The following is a 14435-nucleotide window of genomic DNA, read 5'->3' as shown; positions in this document are numbered from 1 at the left end:
TTGCCTGCTCGCGAAGTGAACGGAGGGTCGGGGCACACAGCCCCGGCCCTTCGTCGTTTCCGGGGGGGCCGCTGGCGCTGGCATCAAACGTGATAGGGACACTCCGCATGCGGCAAGGCAGCCACAGTCCCATTGGTGTGTTCGATTCCGGTGTCGGAGGGCTGACGGTCCTCAAGGCCCTCATGGCCCACCTCCCCCACGAGAGCACGGTGTACCTCGGTGACACCGCGCGGGTGCCCTACGGCACCAAGTCCGGCGAGGTGGTGACGCGCTATTCGCTGAAGAACGCGCAGTTCCTCATGGAGCGCGGCGTGAAGCTGCTGGTGGTGGCGTGCAACACCGCCTCGTCGGTGGCGCTGCCGGCGCTGGAAGCGGCGCTGCCCATTCCGGTGGTGGGCGTCATCGCTCCCGGCGCGAGGGCGGCCCTGTCGCGCACGAAGGGCGGCGGGGTGGGCGTCATCGGCACACCGGGCACCATCCGCTCGGGGGCCTACCAGCGCGCGCTCGAGGCCGGGGACCCGCGGGTGCGGGTGAAGGCCCGCGCCTGCCCCCTCTTCGTGCCGCTGGCGGAAGAAGGGTGGACCACGGGCGACGTGCCCTTCCTGACGGCGCGCGAGTACCTGGCGGAGTTCGCCCGCGACGGCGTGGACACGCTGGTGTTGGGCTGCACGCACTACCCGCTGCTCAAGGGCGTCATCGCGGAGGTGGTGGGGCCCGATGTGTCGCTGGTGGACTCGGCGGAGGCCACGGCGGAGGCGGTGGCGGAGCTGCTGAAGGAGCGCGGCGGCCTGGCCTCGGCGGCGCACACCGCGCCCACGCACGAGTACTACGTCACCGACGTGCCGGAGCGCTTCGTGGACGTGGGAGCGCGCTTCCTCGGCCGGCCCATCCCCACCGCGGAGCAGGTGGACCTGACGTTCTGATTCGGCCCTTCCGGGCCCGGACCGGGTGACGTCCTCGCCTCCGTTGCGGAGGCGGCGTCACCCGGCCGTACCGCGCCTCAGGCCGACGGGCGCGTGGAGACGGGAGCCGTCGAGGTCTCCTCGGTGGCCTTGGTGAGCAGCTCCTTGGCCGCCTGGACGACGGGGGCCTCGGCGTCGGACTGGGCCTTCACCAGGGCGAGCGCGGCCTCGTCGCCGATGTCGTCCTGGCGCGGCAGCAGGCCGGTGGCCCAGGTGATGAGGCGCTCCAGCGTGGGGAAGAAGTGCACCGCGTTCAGCGGCCAGTTCAGCCAGCCCACGGTGATGCAGTAGTACTTGTTGTACGGCGCCGTGTGGTGGATGCGGTGGTGGTCCGGCGGCAGGATGAGGTGCACGCGCTGCAGGAAGCCGATGAGGGCCGGCGGCGTGTCCATGTGCGACCACTTGTGGAACTGGTTGGTCGCCATCACCCAGAAGATCATCGCGCCCAGGAAGGCGGAGACGAACACCCAGCCCGGCCCCGTGTGCGGCATGGCCACGGCCATGATGGCCACGGGGATGGAGATGAGGCAGTTGTTGCCGTTGGTCTCCACGAAGTCGTGGCGGGTGATGGCCTTCTCGTCCACGTGGTGCTCGCGGAAGGGGCGGATGAAGGCCTTGCCCAGCAGCGGCATCTTCGTGGAGCCCCATGTGTCGCCCATCCAGTGGACGAAGCCGGACACGAAGTCCGCGGCGAGGTAGCCCAGCAGCACCGCGCTGAGCAACAGCCACGTGCCCGTGAAGGGGTTGCCCCAGAGCCGGTAGGCCAGCGCCAGTTCCAGCGAGACGAAGGTGACGATGGAAGCAATCTCCATCGCGCGAATGGCGGGCGAGTAGCCCCCAGCCAGCACCTGGGCGTCCTGCTGGCGCACCTTGTTCTTGATCTCGTTTTTCTTCATCCGTGGAGTCCTGGACGTCGGCGGCGTTGAGCACCGCTCACGTCAGGCTGTACGTACCCCAGCCGCTTTCGGCTTTTCAACGGATGGGCCCCAACTTCCCGAGGGCTCGCACGGCTGGTGGGCTCGGGACGGGGCGCGTGGCGGGCTCGCGCAAGTCTTGCGTCACGCCCGGCGGGCAGGCGCCCGTCTGCGGGCGGCGGACACGATGACGCTTACCTTGTGTCGTGGAGATCCGGCTGGTACGGTCCGCAGCCTCGGCGATGACGAAAACCTTCGAGAAAGCCGTCACCGGCTTCAACCACAACATCAAGCACAAGGGGAAGGTCTACCACGTCCAGACCGAGGACTCGGGCGTCAACAACCCCCACATCATCACCCACCTGTTCGTGGGCGGGAACATCCTCGCGTCGAAGAAGACGTCCTACGCGGACATCCTCAACGCGGAGAACCTGTCGGAGGTCGTTCGCGAATTGATGGAGGAGCAGCACAAGGAGATGCTGCGCAACCTCATCAACGGCGTGTACGACAGCTACGAGTCCACGGCGCGCAGCTACCAGCCCGGTCAGTTGGAGACGGACGCGGCGCCCGTGAAGCTGCAGCCCGGCCAGCCCATGGCCCCGCGTCCGGTCCAGCCGCAGGCGCCCGCCGTTCCCTCGGCGCCGGTGTTGCCGCCCGAGGTGGCCGCCGCCCGCGCGATGAAGGAGAAGCCGAAAATCAACGAGGTCGGCGTGGAGACCCTCTTCGGCGAGGACCTCATCTCCGAGAAGAGCCTCGACGAGGTCATCCTCAGCTACCTCGCCGGCGAGGGCGAGCAGTAGCACCGCCCCTCCCGCGCCGGGCCGCCTTCCAGGTACGCCCGCCCGGCCCCGGACAGACCCTGTACAAGCACTGGACACCCCTCGTCCCGTCAAGGGGCTGTGGGCGCTCGGCGTCTGGACGGCCGCGGACGGGGGCTGACTACGGCAGCACCCACTGCACCCACGTCACCCCGTACACGGTGAGCACCAGCGCGGCCAGCACGTCCAGCAGCACGCCGGACTTCATCATCACCGGCAGGCGCACGTAGCCGCTGCCGAAGACGATGGCATTCGGCGGCGTGCCCGCGGGCAGCGCGAAGTCGCACGAGGCCGCGAAGGTGCTCACCGCCATCAGCGGCCGCGAGGCGGGCAGCACGTTGAGCATGACATTCACGGTGGCGGTGTTGGAGGCGATGGCCGACAGCAGGATGGTGACGGTGGCCACCACGCCGTGCTGCGCGAGCCCCGGCAGCGACTCCAGTCCGGACAGGCGGGAGATGAGCCAGGCGGACAGGCCGCTCGCCTCGATTCCGGCCGCGAGCGCGAAGCCGCCGCCCAACAGCAGCAGCGTGTCCCACGGTACGCGGCGCAGCGCGGCCAGCGACAGCCGGCCCGCGAGGAGCAGCACCAGCGCCCCGGCAATCGCCACGCCCGCCTCGTAGTGCTTGCCCGCCAGCTTGAAGCCGTCGAAGGCGCGGGCCACGTGCGGGGCGAGCAGGGCGCGCAGCGGGTCTCCGAAAATCCACAGCACCGCCGCGACGAGGAACACGCCGCCCACCACGCGCTCGCCGCCGGACAGGGGGCCGAGCCGCGCCAATTCGCTGGCGATGACGTCCCCGCCCTGGCCCGGGCCCATGGCGTCCTTGCGCGCCCAGCGCCACAGCACCGCCCAGGCGATGGGCAGGAAGATGAGGACGAAGGGGAGGGCGGCGACCATGTACTCCACGAAGCCCAGGTCGGTGCCCAGCCGCCGCGACACCACGCCCGCGAAGACGGAGTTGGTGGGCGAGCCAATCTTGGTGCCGATGCCGCCGATGTTGGAGCCATAGGCCACGGCGAGCATCAGCGCCGCGCCGAAGTGCTCCAGCCGGCGCCCCTCGGTGGCCTCGAGCTGCGTCACCAGCGCCATGCCGATGGGCACCATCATCACCGCCGTGGCGGTGTTGGAAATCCAGAGCGACACGGCGGCGGTGGCGGCCAGCATGCCGAACAGCAGTCGCCGGGGCCCGGTGCCGATGGCGCGCATGATGAGCAGGGCGATGCGCCGGTGCAGGCCCCACTGCTCCAGCCCGGCGCCCAGGGCCATGCCGCCCATGAAGAGGAAGATGTACGGGTCGACGAAGGGCTGCGCGGAGTGGCCCACCGCCGCGACGACGCCCTCGGCGCCGAACACGCCCAGCGCGGGGAAGAGCACCAGCGGCAGCAGCGCCGTCCAGCCCATGGGGACGGCCTCGGTGAACCACCAGAGCGCCATCCACGCGGCCACGGCGGCGGCCGCGGCGGGGCGGTGGCCCATGCCCGGAATGGAGTGCAGCCCGGAGGGGATGAGGTACACGAGCGCGGCCACGATGGGTCCACCGATGCGCCCCACCCACTGGCCCGTTGTCGTACGCGGAGCGGCCCGCTGGCTCATGGCCCTGCACGCTCGCACAGGTGACACCACGGGTGGGAGGGGAAAGCCGGCCTGGTCGCCGTGCGTGCGTGGGGTGCTCTCGCCGGGCCGTGCTAGGTTGGCGGCCCTCCCGCGCGCGCCATGATTCAGTTCTTCCACGTGTACAAGGCGTATCCCGGCGACCCGCCGGTGCTCTCGGACATCAACCTCAACGTGGAGAAGGGCGAGTTCGTCTTCCTCACCGGCCCGTCCGGCGCGGGCAAGACGACGCTGCTCAAGCTCATCTTCTGCGCGGAGAAGGCCACCAAGGGGCAGATTCTGGTGGGTGGCCGCAACATCGCCCGCATCCGCGAGTCCGCGGTGCCGTACCTGCGGCGCAACATCGGGGTGGTGTTCCAGGACTTCAAGCTGCTGCCGCACCGCACCGTGGAGGACAACGTGTCCTTCACGCTGGACGTGCTCGGCGTGCCGCGCGCGGAGGCCCGCGAGAAGGTGCGCCGCATGCTCAAGCTGGTGGGGTTGGAGCACAAGGCCGACTCGTTCCCCCTGCGCCTGTCGGGTGGAGAGCAGCAGCGCGTGGTGATTGCGCGCGCGCTCGTGAATGACCCGACCATCCTCCTGGCGGACGAGCCCACCGGCAATCTGGACCCGGCGCTCACGGTGGAAATCATGGACCTGCTCACCCAGGTCAACGTGCGCGGCACCACGGTGATGGTGGCCACGCACGACGCGACGCTGCTCGCGCGCTACCAGAAGCGCACGGTGCGGCTGGAGCGCGGGCAGATTGTGTCCGACGAGGACGGCGTGAAGGCGGCGCGGCGGATGGTGGCCGGATGAGCGTGGCGGCGAAGGCGGCGTACTTCCTGCGCTCGGCGGGGGGGGGGCTCAAGCACTCGCCCTTCGTGCACTTCATCGCCGTCACCACCATCGCCATCGCCCTGTTCTCCGCGGGCATGGCACGGGGCGCGGCGCGGGTGCTGGACAACCTCCTCGCGTCGCTCGGCGGCGAGGTGGAGGTGACGGTGTACCTGTCGCCCGAATTGGGCGAGGACGAGGTGCACGGCGTGCGCATCCGCGTGCAGGAGGTGACGGCGGGCGAGGTGACGCTGGTGCCGCCGGAGGCCGCGCTGACGCGGCTGCGCACGGAGCTGGGGGATTTGGGCGACGCGCTGGCGGAGCTGCCGGAGAACCCGCTGCCCGCGACGCTGGAGCTGCGCGTGCCTCCGGAGAAGCGCAACCCGGTTGCGCTCCAGGCGCTGGCGAAGGAGCTGCGTGCGCTGCCGGGCGTGTCGGGCGTGGACTACGGCGAGGCGGCGGTGGAGCGGCTGACGGCGATTGCGCGGGCGCTGCGGTTCGGCGCGCTGGTGGCCTTCGCGGTGGTGCTGGGCGCCACCGTCATCATCGTCGGGGCCACGCTGCAGCTCGCCATCTACGCGCGGCGCGGCGAGATTGAAATCCAGAAGCTGGTGGGCGCCACGGACCGCTTCGTGAAGGCGCCCTTCCTGCTGGAGGGGCTGCTCCAGGGGCTGATGGGCGCGGGCGTGGCGCTGCTGGGGCTGTGGACCTTCGGGCACGTGATGGGGCCCACGCTGGGCTCGCTCTTCGCGTTCCTCCTGGGGCCGGGCGTGGCGGCGCCGTGGGTGGAGCCGCGGCTGGCGCTGGAGTTGGTGGGCGCCGGGTGCGGCCTGGGCCTGGGCGGCAGCTTCGTCGCGGTGGGGCGCTTCCTGCGCGTATGAGCCGGGCGCGTCTCCACCTTCCGCTGGCCGTCTCCCTGGCCGTGTCCCTGGCCGTGTCCCTGGTTGCCTCCGCCGCGTCCGCGCAGCAGCACGAGGAGGCCGAGCAGGCGGCCGTGCGCGAGAAGCTGGCCACACAGCGCGCGACGCTGGCGCTCATCGAGGCGAAGAAGCTCTCCGTACTGGAGGGCGTGGAGCTGATGGAGGAGATGGCGGCCTTCTCGCGGCGGCGCGTGCGCTCGCTGGAGGGAGACCTGGCTGTCTTCAAGCGCCGCGTGGCGCTGGCCGAGCGCGAGGAGGCCGTGCTGCGCGAGGCCCTGCGGCTCCAGCTTCGCCGGCTGTCTCCCCGGCTGCGCACGTTGTACCGCCTCATGCGCCGCCGGCCGCTGGAGGTGCTGCTGTCCGCCGAGGACTTCTCCGCGCTGGTGTGGCGCGCCCGGGCGCTGGAGGCCAGCATGTCCGGAGACCTCGAGCTGCTGCGCGCGGTGCAGCGCGTGGCCCACCTGCAGCGGCAGGCGACGCTCGAGCTGAAGCGGCTCCAGACGTCACTGGCCTCGCGAGTGGCCTTCCTCCAGGAGCAGGAGAAGCTGGCCCGCGCGCAGCAGGAGGCGCTGGAGGAGGTGGTGGGCTCGCTGGCCGGCGAGGCCGAGCTGGCGAAGCGCGCGGTGCGCGAGCTGGAGCAGGCGGACGCGGAGCTGACGCGCGTGGTGGCGGACCTGAAGGAGTTGCCCGCCACGCACGGCTTCGGCGCGCTGAAGGGCAAGCTGCCCCGGCCGGTGAAGGGCGTGGTGGAGGTGGGCTTCGGCAAGGTGGTCAACCCGCGCTTCAACACCGTCACGGTGCAGAAGGGGCTGGACATCCGCGCCCCCGCGGGCGCGGCGGTGCAGGCCGTGGCCGAGGGCACCGTGGCCTACGCGGGCTCGCTGCGCGGCTACGGCAACCTGCTCATCCTGGACCACGGCGACGGCTTCCACACGCTCATGGCCCACCTCGCCACGATTACGCCCGAGCTCGGCGCCACCGTGGTCGCTGGCGACGTGGTGGGCGAGGTGGGCGACACGGGCTCTCTCAAGGGCGCGTACCTGTACTTCGAGGTCCGCAAGGCCGGGCAGGCCGTGGACCCGGCGCTGTGGCTGGCTCCGTCGCAGTGAGCGTGCGCCCGCTCACGCGCGCAGGTGGGTCAGGCCCTTCTCTTCGATGAACCAGCGGAGGCAGCTCTTGCGGAGCTCCTTCTGCTTCGGCGTGAGCCGGGCGCGGTTGTCGAGCTCTCCCTGTGCGACCTCGAGGAGGAAGCCCTCGGCCGCCGGACTCCATGCGAAGTACAGGGGCCAGAGCCACTTCGCGTCGAGCTTCGTGAGGCCGGAGGGCCCCGGCACGCGCTGCCACAGCCGCGTCCACGCCATCAATGCCGGTGCGAGCCTGCCCGCATCGAGCTTCGCGAGCGCCTGCCCGTGCGCGGCCCACTCCTTCCTCGGCCGGTCGCAGCTCGCCCAGTCGTTGGCGAGCAGGGCCTCGTACGCCGCCACCACCACCGCGACGCCGTCCGCATCGAGCCCGGTGGTCCTCACCGCGTCGAACAAGTCCCTGAGCGGGTCGTACCGCCCACGGTGCTCGGTGAACTTCTCGCGCAGGCGCTCCCAGAGGCGGCCCTCGAAGCCTCGCAGCACCGCAGCCTCGTCGATGACGGGGAGGGCCGCGAGCCTCGCGAGCCAGTCCAGCAGCGGCCTGCGCCGCGACGAGGACTCGCGCAGGAATCCATCCACGTCCTCACCGGCGCGGAAGGCATCGAACAGGGCGCCTTCGAGGGCGGAGGCGAGCCGGATGGCATCGCGCCGGTCGGCGTAGGCGTCGAGCACGCCACGGGCCCGCTCGGTGAAGGCGACGCGGTCCCCGAGGGAGACGGCGTCTTGCTCGGCGGCCTTCCACAGCGGCTTGGATTGGGCCACGGCCTCGCGAAGCAGCACGAACGCGAGCGGAGTCCCCACGGCCGCGGCCGGTGAGGCAGGAAACAGGCTCCAGGGCTGTGCGCCCCATTGCGCGAGCGCCTGGCCTCGCTCCGCCGGAGTGCGCCTCTCGTCGCGGAACCACGCGGGCTCGAAGCAGGGCGGCACCGGAGCCAGGGGAGCACTGTTCCGCTCCGCGAGGATGCGCGCGACGCGGCGCACGTCGTCGCCGTGATGGTCCCACTGCCACGGCAGTCCTCCCGCGATTCGCAGCGCGCGGGCCGCGCGGTAGTCCGCGAGCGCGCCCTCCAGGTCCTCGAAGGCCTCGCGCATGTTGCCGCGCGCCAGGTAGTCCTCGCACTGGAAGGTGCGCTCGCTCACCGTCTCACTCGCGTGCGCGCGGACCTCGTCGCGGACGTCGCGCGGAGTCGCCTCGCTCATCCGCTCCGCCATCAACTGCGTGGCCCTGGCGAGCAGCCGCGCACGCTCCACGTCGCTCGGCACCCCCGGCTTCTTCGGCGTCTTGCGGTCCGCGCACGGGTCCTTCCCCTCCGCGCGAAGCGTGAGGCCCCGCGCCACCCGCGAGAGGGCGCGAGCGCGGCGCTCCATCACCTCACCGGCCCCCGAGAGTCCCCGCTCCATGAGGCCCGGCATGTCCTGCGACACGAGCGCGTTGGCCCGCGTCCAGTCGGACTCCGCGCCGGGGTCGTCGAGGTACAGCCGGCACTCCCAGCGCTGGAGGAGCGTCTCGGGGAGGCCCACCCCGTTGGCCACCAGCACATCGAGCAGCGCACGCGCCTCCGCATACGCCGAGGCCTCGAAGAGCTTCGCCGCGAGCTGCTGCACGACGCCGAGCGCGACCTCGTACGCGGCCCCATCCCGTTCGGTGAGCAGGTGCAGGAGCGCGGGCCAGGCCACGACATGGAAGCCCAACCGGTTGGAGCGCAGGAGGTACTGCACCGCGCGCGAGAGGCACGTCGCCACCGCGAGCTGCTCCACCGCGCTGCGAGAGCCGGCGAAGGGCGCCACCGCCTTCGCGATGCTCCCCGGCGTGAAGGACCGCCTGCCCGTGAGCATGGAGATGACGGGGGCCCGCTTCTGCACGGCCTCGCGGAACGCCGGGGGGATGAGGTGTGGCGAGCCCGGCGCCGGGCCGCCATCCCAGTCGAGGTCCCGCTCCTCGAGGCGCCGCCAGAGGAGCACCGCCTCCTCGGGAGCCTTGGCCGCCACCGCGAGCGCGAGGTCATGCAGCGCCTGCTTCGTCTCCCGCGCGGCATGGAAATGCGCCCACGCGCTCCAGGTGCCGCTGACTCCCAGGGGGGCTGCCGTGAGCGCGGGGATGAGCGCGGGCACGTCCACCTCGAGGCCGGCGCGCGTCCTCGCCCAGAAGCGTCCGGAGAGGAGCAGGAACGCCGAGGCCCGTCCGACAACCTCGACGTTCCGCTCGCCGACGCGGAATCGGACGATGAGCGACGCGCCACGCTGCTCCACCTGGAACCGGGGCAGGGGCCACGCGCCGCGCAGGAAGTGTGCGGCATACGCGGTGAACAGCCGGCCGAGCCCGTCTTCGAGCGACGGCACGGCGCCTTCACCCGGTACCGCATGGACAGCAGGAAGCGACTTCGGTGACCCGATGGAACCCAGACTCGAAAGATGTGTCACGCCAATAAGACGCATTCACCCCGAGGAACTTGCACCGGCAGGCCTCGGAACCGGCGCCACCCCGGCTGTCCGCCCTTTTCTGACGCATTGCGGCGAAATGTCCCGGCCGTTGTTATGCTTCAAGGCGTCCCCTTTGCGAGGAGCGGGCGCACGCATGGACTTGATGGGCGGGGTGCAGAAGGTGATGCGGCAGATGCTGGTGGCGCGCGGAGTCGAGTCCTCCACCGTCGAGGTGGCCGGGCAGGCGCTGCACCACTACTCCCTGAAGGGCGAGGGCAAGGGGCCGCCGGTGGTGCTGGTGCATGGACTGGGCGGCTCGGCCAACGGCTTCGGGCGCACCTTCTTCTCGCTCGCGAAGCGCTTCTCGCGCGTGGTGGCGCCGGACCTGCCGGGCCACGGCTTCTCGACGGAGTACTGCGGCGGCCAGGTGTGTGTGCGCAACCAGTTCGACGTGCTGCGCGCCTACGTGGAGCAGGTGGTGGGCGAGCCGGCCTTCGTGGTGGGCAACTCGCTGGGCGGCGCCATGTCCGTGAATCTGGCGGCGGAGGTCCCTCAATGGGTGCGCGCGCTGGCGCTGGTGGCCCCGGCGGGCGCGGAGCTGCCGGAGGCGGAGAACACCGCGCTGCTCAACTCCTTCGTCGTGCGCTCGCCCGCGGAGGCGCGTGCCTTCACCCGGCGGCTGTTCCACCGGCCTCCGCTGCCCGCGCTGCTCTTCGCCTATGAGCTGCGCCGCTTCTACGACACGCCCACCGTGCGGGCGCTCACCGCGGAGGCGTTGGCCACGCGCGCCAGCCTGGAGCCGGCGAAGGTGCGCAACCTCGCCATGCCCGTCCTCTTCCTGTGGGGCGGCAGCGAGCGGCTGCTGCCCTCGGTGACGCTGGAGTGGTACCGCGCCCACCTGCCGTCGCACGCGCGGGTGGACGTGGTGGAGGGCTTCGGCCACGTGCCGCAGCTCGAGCGTCCGGACGAGCTCGTGTCGCACCTGGTGCGCTTCGCCGACGCGTCCGGACTCTGAGGCCCGGTGTAGACTCCGACACGGCCTTCCCAAGCCCCCCTCCCGGGAAAGGACGTACCGACGTGACGGGTCTCCCCCAGCCGTGGCGCGCGGCGCTGGCCGCCTTCCTCCTTTTGACCGGGCCCGCTGGCGCCGACGAGAAGACGAAGGACGGCGCCCGGGCCTCCGCCGCCACCGGCCGCGCCGAGCGGGCCGAGCGCGACGACGCCACCTACCGCCAGCTCGAGCTCTTCGCGCGCGTGCTCTCCTACGTGGAGAACAACTACGTGGAGCCGCCGGACCGCGAGCGGCTCATCCAGGGCGCGATTCAAGGCATGCTGGAGACGCTGGACCCGCACACCATCTACATGCCCCCGGAGGTGTTCCGGGAGATGAAGATAGACACCTCGGGCGAGTGGGGCGGGCTGGGCATCGAAATCGCGCGCAAGGGCGAGAAAATCGTCGTGGTGGCTCCCATCGACGACACGCCCGCGGCTCGCGCGGGCCTGAAGGCGGGCGACCAGTTGGTGGGAATCGACGGCGAGTCCACGCAGGGCATGGACGTGGGCCGGGCGATGCAGAAGATGCGCGGGCCGGCGGGCGGGCGCGTGTTGCTCACCATCATGCGCGAGGGCTTCAGCGCACCCCGCGAAATCGCCATCATCCGCGACCACATCCGCATCGTCTCCGTCGAGGGCGCGCTGTACGGCGGCATCGGCCACGTGAAGGTGAAGAACTTCCAGGACCGCACGGACCTGTACCTGCGCAAGGAGCTGGACCGGCTGCGCGCGCTCAACGGCGGGAAGGAGTTGAGCGGGCTGGTGCTGGACTTGCGCAACAACCCGGGTGGCCTCCTGGACCAGGCGGTGGCGGTGAGCGACCGCTTCCTGCCGGGCAACCTGCCCATCGTCTCCACGCGCGGGCGCGACGGCCGCAACGCCACCGAGGAGCGCAGCAAGGACCGCGACACGGAGAAGGACTACCCGCTGGTGGTGCTCGTCAACGCGGGCAGCGCCTCCGCGTCCGAAATCGTGGCCGGCGCGCTCCAGGACCACGGCCGCGCCACCATCATGGGCACGCAGACCTTCGGCAAGGGCAGCGTCCAGACGGTCATCGAGCTGGAGGACGGCTCGGGCCTGAAGCTGACCATCGCCCGCTACTACACGCCCAAGGGCCGCAGCATCCAGGAGCGCGGAATCACGCCGGACTATGCCGTCCCCGACGAGCAGGGCGGCAAGGCTCCGCGCGACGTGGTGCGCGAGAAGGACCTGCAGCGCCACTTCCGCGCCGAGCCCACCGCGGGCACCGAGACGCCTCCCGCCGCGCCCCACGGACTGCCCGAGGGCCTCAAGCCCTGGGACGTCACCGCGGCACTGAAGGATTATCCGCTGAAGGTCGCCCTCGACTACCTGCACGGGCGCGTCCCGCCGCAGGCGCGCACTCCGGCTCGCGCGTCGGGTCGGTGATGCCTCGTTCCTGCTTGCATTTCGCCGCGTACTCCGTTTGATGCGCAACGAAACAAAGGGTGAACGAGAGATGCGACCTTCGAGCATTCGCGTGCTGCACGCGGCCCTGAGTGGGTGGTTGGTGGGCCTGCTGGCCGTGGGCCCCGCGGCGGCACAGACCTCCATGCCCGCGCGGTTGATGCCCCGGGCGCTGTCCGCCGCCTCCACGGCTCCGACAGTGACGGTGGTGGCCATTCCGCTGGACGCGGCGGCCCGCACGGAAGCGGCCCGGCTCGCGTACCTCGCGGAGCAGGCGGTGGCGCGCTCGGGCCGTCTGCAGTTGGTGCGGCTGGCGGACGCGCTGGACACGGCGGGCCTGCGTGAGCGCGAGGCCGGCGCTGCCGAGGCCGCCGCCGCGATGAAGGAGGGCCAGCGCGCCTACGACGAGCTGGACACGCAGCAGGCGCTCCAGCAGTTCGACAAGGCGGTGCGCGCGTACGAGGCGGGAGACTTGTCCCAGCACTTCGGCGAGCTGGTCCGCGCGCGGGTGATGAAGGCGGCCTCGCAGGTGGCCAACGGGGAGAACACGGCGGCGCAGCTCGAAATCCGCTCGGTGCTGGCGGTGGACCCGCGCGCCCAGTTCTCGCCCAACTTCTTCCCTCCGGACGAGATGGCCTTCGTGGAGAAGGAGCGCAAGGCCGCGCTGGCCGCCGGGCGGACGTCGCTGACGGTGCACTCGGAGCCGGTGCCCGCGCAGGTGTACGTGGACGGGCAGTTCCGCGGCGTGTCGCCGGTGTCGCTGACGGACCTGTCGCCCGCGGACCACTACGTGACGGCGGTGGCGCCGGGCTACGCGCTGGCGCAGCGCCGGGCGCGCGAGGGCGAGACGACGCTCACGCTGAAGCCGGTGCCGGCGCAGAAGGCGCTGCAGCTGTCCACCGACGCGGCGGCGCGCAAGCCGGAGAGCCCGGAGCGCGACAAGGCCCTGCGTGAGCTGGGCGCGCTGGCCGGTGTGACTCAGGTACTGGCGCTGCTGGTGCGGGGTGGGGCGGGGGCGGGGCCGCTGGACGTGACGGGGCTTCGCCTGGAGGTGGCGGACGGGCACAACGCGGCGTACGCGCTGGCCTCGGTGCCGCGCGGTGAGGGCATGGCCTCGGGCTCGGAGGCGCTGCTGGCGGGGCTGGTGGCCGCGGACGCGCCGCGCCAGTCCGGCAAGCCGGTGACGCACTTCTCGGGTGGCAACAGCGCCTCGCGCCGCACGGTGGGCTACGTGCTGATGGCCACGGGCGTGGCCATGCTGGCCGGCGGTATCTACTTCGGCATGGAGGCCTCCGCGAAGGAGGACGACTTCCGCCGCACCCCGCAGAACAGCCCGCGCGCGCAGGACCTCAAGGACACGGGCAAGACGTACGCGCTGGTGGCGGACATCGGCGTCATCGCGGGCCTGGCCGCCGCGGGCCTGGGTGGCTACTTCGCGTTCGCCAACGGTGGGAGCAGCGGTGGCGGCAAGGCCCCCTCCCCCGCGCGTGTGAGCCCCGCGGAGCCCGCGCGCACGACGCCGCCCGCGCGCACGACGCCGCCTCCGCCCGCGCGCACGACACCGCAGGACACGAAGCGCGAGTCGCTGCCCATGCCGCCGCCGCCCTCGGGCACGAAGCCCCGGAGCGAGTCGCTGCCCATGCCGCCGCCGCCCTCGAAGACCACGCCGCCCGCCACCCCCGCTCCCGCTCCCGCTCCCAAGGAGGAGCCGCCCGCCCCGTCGCGCACGGACAGCAAGCGCACGCGCGAGGAGGAGGCGCGTCAGCGTGAGGAGGAGCTGCGCAAGCGCCGCGAGGAGGTGGAGCGCCAGCGCCGTGAGCTGGAGGAGCAGCGCAAGAAGGAAGAGGAGGTGGCGGCCGCGAAGCGCGAGGAGGAAGCGAAGCGCAAGCGCGAGGAGGAGGAGCGGCGGAAGAAGGAAGAAGAGGAGAAGAAGAAGAAGCCTGCTCTCGACGAAGACGACCTCCGGAACTACTAGCCATGCGCCGTCCCCTGCGTTCTCTCGTTCCGCTCGTGGCCCTGTCCCTGGGGCTGTCCGCGTGCAGCCTGCTCCTCGACTTCGACGAGGAGGGGCAGCCCTGCGACGAGCGCAATCAATGCCTGCCGGGCTACGTCTGCCGTGACGACGCGTGCGTCTCCGACGGCAGCGGCACCGGCGATGCCGGCACGCGTTCGGATGCCGGCACCGGCGCGGACGCTGGCACCGGCGTGGATGCCGGCACCGGCGTGGATGCTGGCACCGACGCGGGCAACCCCTGAAGCCCGCGCACGCGGGGACGGGACTTTCTACAGTCCCACCCGCGTGTCCCCGGGGCCGCGCCGTGTCCTGAAGGACACGCCTGCCCGCCTGCCCCG

At 71.7% G+C, this 14435-nt stretch carries 12 protein-coding genes; 9 read left to right on the top strand and 3 right to left on the bottom strand.

Translation table 11 applies throughout. From position 1 onward, the window contains the following. Nucleotides 1–107 precede the first annotated feature (107 nt). Entirely contained in the window at nucleotides 108–923 is an 816-nt protein-coding gene (murI, locus tag ACVTJA_RS40300) for a glutamate racemase (RefSeq protein ID WP_465828450.1), read from the top strand. 77 nt (nucleotides 924–1000) lie between these two features. Here the strand turns inward: murI and carF are convergent, their stop codons facing one another. Then, a complete protein-coding gene (carF, locus tag ACVTJA_RS40295; RefSeq protein WP_465828448.1) occupies nucleotides 1001–1858 on the bottom strand; it encodes a plasmanylethanolamine desaturase in 858 nt (285 codons plus the stop codon). Between the two features lie 260 nt (nucleotides 1859–2118). Here carF and ACVTJA_RS40290 point away from each other — a divergent pair, with 260 nt between their 5' ends. Continuing rightward, nucleotides 2119–2676, top strand: coding sequence for a hypothetical protein (locus ACVTJA_RS40290; protein ID WP_465828446.1), 558 nt, complete (start codon nucleotides 2119–2121; stop codon nucleotides 2674–2676). 139 nt (nucleotides 2677–2815) lie between these two features. Here the strand turns inward: ACVTJA_RS40290 and ACVTJA_RS40285 are convergent, their stop codons facing one another. Beyond that, nucleotides 2816–4288 (bottom strand): SLC13 family permease, encoded by a 1473-nt coding sequence (locus tag ACVTJA_RS40285; protein ID WP_465828443.1) that lies wholly within the window; start codon nucleotides 4286–4288, stop codon nucleotides 2816–2818. A gap of 120 nt (nucleotides 4289–4408) precedes the next feature. Here ACVTJA_RS40285 and ftsE point away from each other — a divergent pair, with 120 nt between their 5' ends. Genes ftsE through ACVTJA_RS40270 form a run of 3 tightly spaced genes read left to right on the top strand, consistent with a single transcriptional unit; the run spans nucleotide 4409 to nucleotide 7151 of the window. Further along, complete coding sequence (gene ftsE, locus ACVTJA_RS40280) at nucleotides 4409–5104, top strand: cell division ATP-binding protein FtsE (RefSeq protein ID WP_206725459.1); 696 nt, start codon at nucleotides 4409–4411, stop codon at nucleotides 5102–5104. Beyond that, the gene (locus tag ACVTJA_RS40275; protein WP_465828440.1) at nucleotides 5101–6003 is read left to right on the top strand and encodes a cell division protein FtsX; all 903 of its coding nucleotides are present in this window, start codon (nucleotides 5101–5103) and stop codon (nucleotides 6001–6003) included. Before ftsE ends, ACVTJA_RS40275 begins: the two co-directional genes overlap by 4 nt. Beyond that, nucleotides 6000–7151: a murein hydrolase activator EnvC family protein gene (locus tag ACVTJA_RS40270; protein ID WP_465828437.1), complete on the top strand. Its 1152-nt coding sequence runs from the start codon at nucleotides 6000–6002 to the stop codon at nucleotides 7149–7151. The genes ACVTJA_RS40275 and ACVTJA_RS40270 overlap by 4 nt, the downstream gene beginning before the upstream one ends. A 12-nt stretch (nucleotides 7152–7163) precedes the next feature. Here the strand turns inward: ACVTJA_RS40270 and ACVTJA_RS40265 are convergent, their stop codons facing one another. Next, entirely contained in the window at nucleotides 7164–9524 is a 2361-nt protein-coding gene (locus ACVTJA_RS40265; protein WP_465828436.1) for a hypothetical protein, read from the bottom strand. A gap of 235 nt (nucleotides 9525–9759) precedes the next feature. On the opposite strand from ACVTJA_RS40265, the gene ACVTJA_RS40260 reads away from it, so the two are divergent. The 4 genes from ACVTJA_RS40260 (at nucleotide 9760) to ACVTJA_RS40245 (ending at nucleotide 14339) form a co-directional block, all read left to right on the top strand. Further along, the gene (locus tag ACVTJA_RS40260; protein WP_465828434.1) at nucleotides 9760–10620 is read left to right on the top strand and encodes an alpha/beta fold hydrolase; all 861 of its coding nucleotides are present in this window, start codon (nucleotides 9760–9762) and stop codon (nucleotides 10618–10620) included. A 62-nt stretch (nucleotides 10621–10682) separates the two neighbouring features. Next, entirely contained in the window at nucleotides 10683–12065 is a 1383-nt protein-coding gene (locus tag ACVTJA_RS40255; protein WP_465828432.1) for a S41 family peptidase, read from the top strand. A 70-nt stretch (nucleotides 12066–12135) separates the two neighbouring features. Next, nucleotides 12136–14058 carry a PEGA domain-containing protein gene (locus tag ACVTJA_RS40250; protein ID WP_465828428.1) on the top strand — a complete coding sequence of 641 codons (1923 nt, stop codon included), beginning with the start codon at nucleotides 12136–12138 and terminating at the stop codon, nucleotides 14056–14058. A gap of 2 nt (nucleotides 14059–14060) precedes the next feature. Continuing rightward, nucleotides 14061–14339 carry a hypothetical protein gene (locus ACVTJA_RS40245; RefSeq protein ID WP_465828424.1) on the top strand — a complete coding sequence of 93 codons (279 nt, stop codon included), beginning with the start codon at nucleotides 14061–14063 and terminating at the stop codon, nucleotides 14337–14339. The last annotated feature ends 96 nt before the right edge of the window (nucleotides 14340–14435 follow it).

Source organism: Pyxidicoccus sp. M6 (assembly GCF_055568925.1).
The sequence above is the reverse complement of the archived record's forward strand: the minus strand, read 5'-3'. Positions and strand labels throughout refer to the sequence as shown.

Coding starts and splice junctions, on each gene's coding strand:
- murI (WP_465828450.1), top strand. CDS start 108: ATGCGGCAAGGCAGCCACAGTCCCATTGGTGTGTTCGATTCCGGTGTC.
- carF (WP_465828448.1), bottom strand. CDS start 1,858: ATGAAGAAAAACGAGATCAAGAACAAGGTGCGCCAGCAGGACGCCCAG.
- ACVTJA_RS40290 (WP_465828446.1), top strand. CDS start 2,119: ATGACGAAAACCTTCGAGAAAGCCGTCACCGGCTTCAACCACAACATC.
- ACVTJA_RS40285 (WP_465828443.1), bottom strand. CDS start 4,288: ATGAGCCAGCGGGCCGCTCCGCGTACGACAACGGGCCAGTGGGTGGGG.
- ftsE (WP_206725459.1), top strand. CDS start 4,409: ATGATTCAGTTCTTCCACGTGTACAAGGCGTATCCCGGCGACCCGCCG.
- ACVTJA_RS40275 (WP_465828440.1), top strand. CDS start 5,101: ATGAGCGTGGCGGCGAAGGCGGCGTACTTCCTGCGCTCGGCGGGGGGG.
- ACVTJA_RS40270 (WP_465828437.1), top strand. CDS start 6,000: ATGAGCCGGGCGCGTCTCCACCTTCCGCTGGCCGTCTCCCTGGCCGTG.
- ACVTJA_RS40260 (WP_465828434.1), top strand. CDS start 9,760: ATGGACTTGATGGGCGGGGTGCAGAAGGTGATGCGGCAGATGCTGGTG.
- ACVTJA_RS40250 (WP_465828428.1), top strand. CDS start 12,136: ATGCGACCTTCGAGCATTCGCGTGCTGCACGCGGCCCTGAGTGGGTGG.
- ACVTJA_RS40245 (WP_465828424.1), top strand. CDS start 14,061: ATGCGCCGTCCCCTGCGTTCTCTCGTTCCGCTCGTGGCCCTGTCCCTG.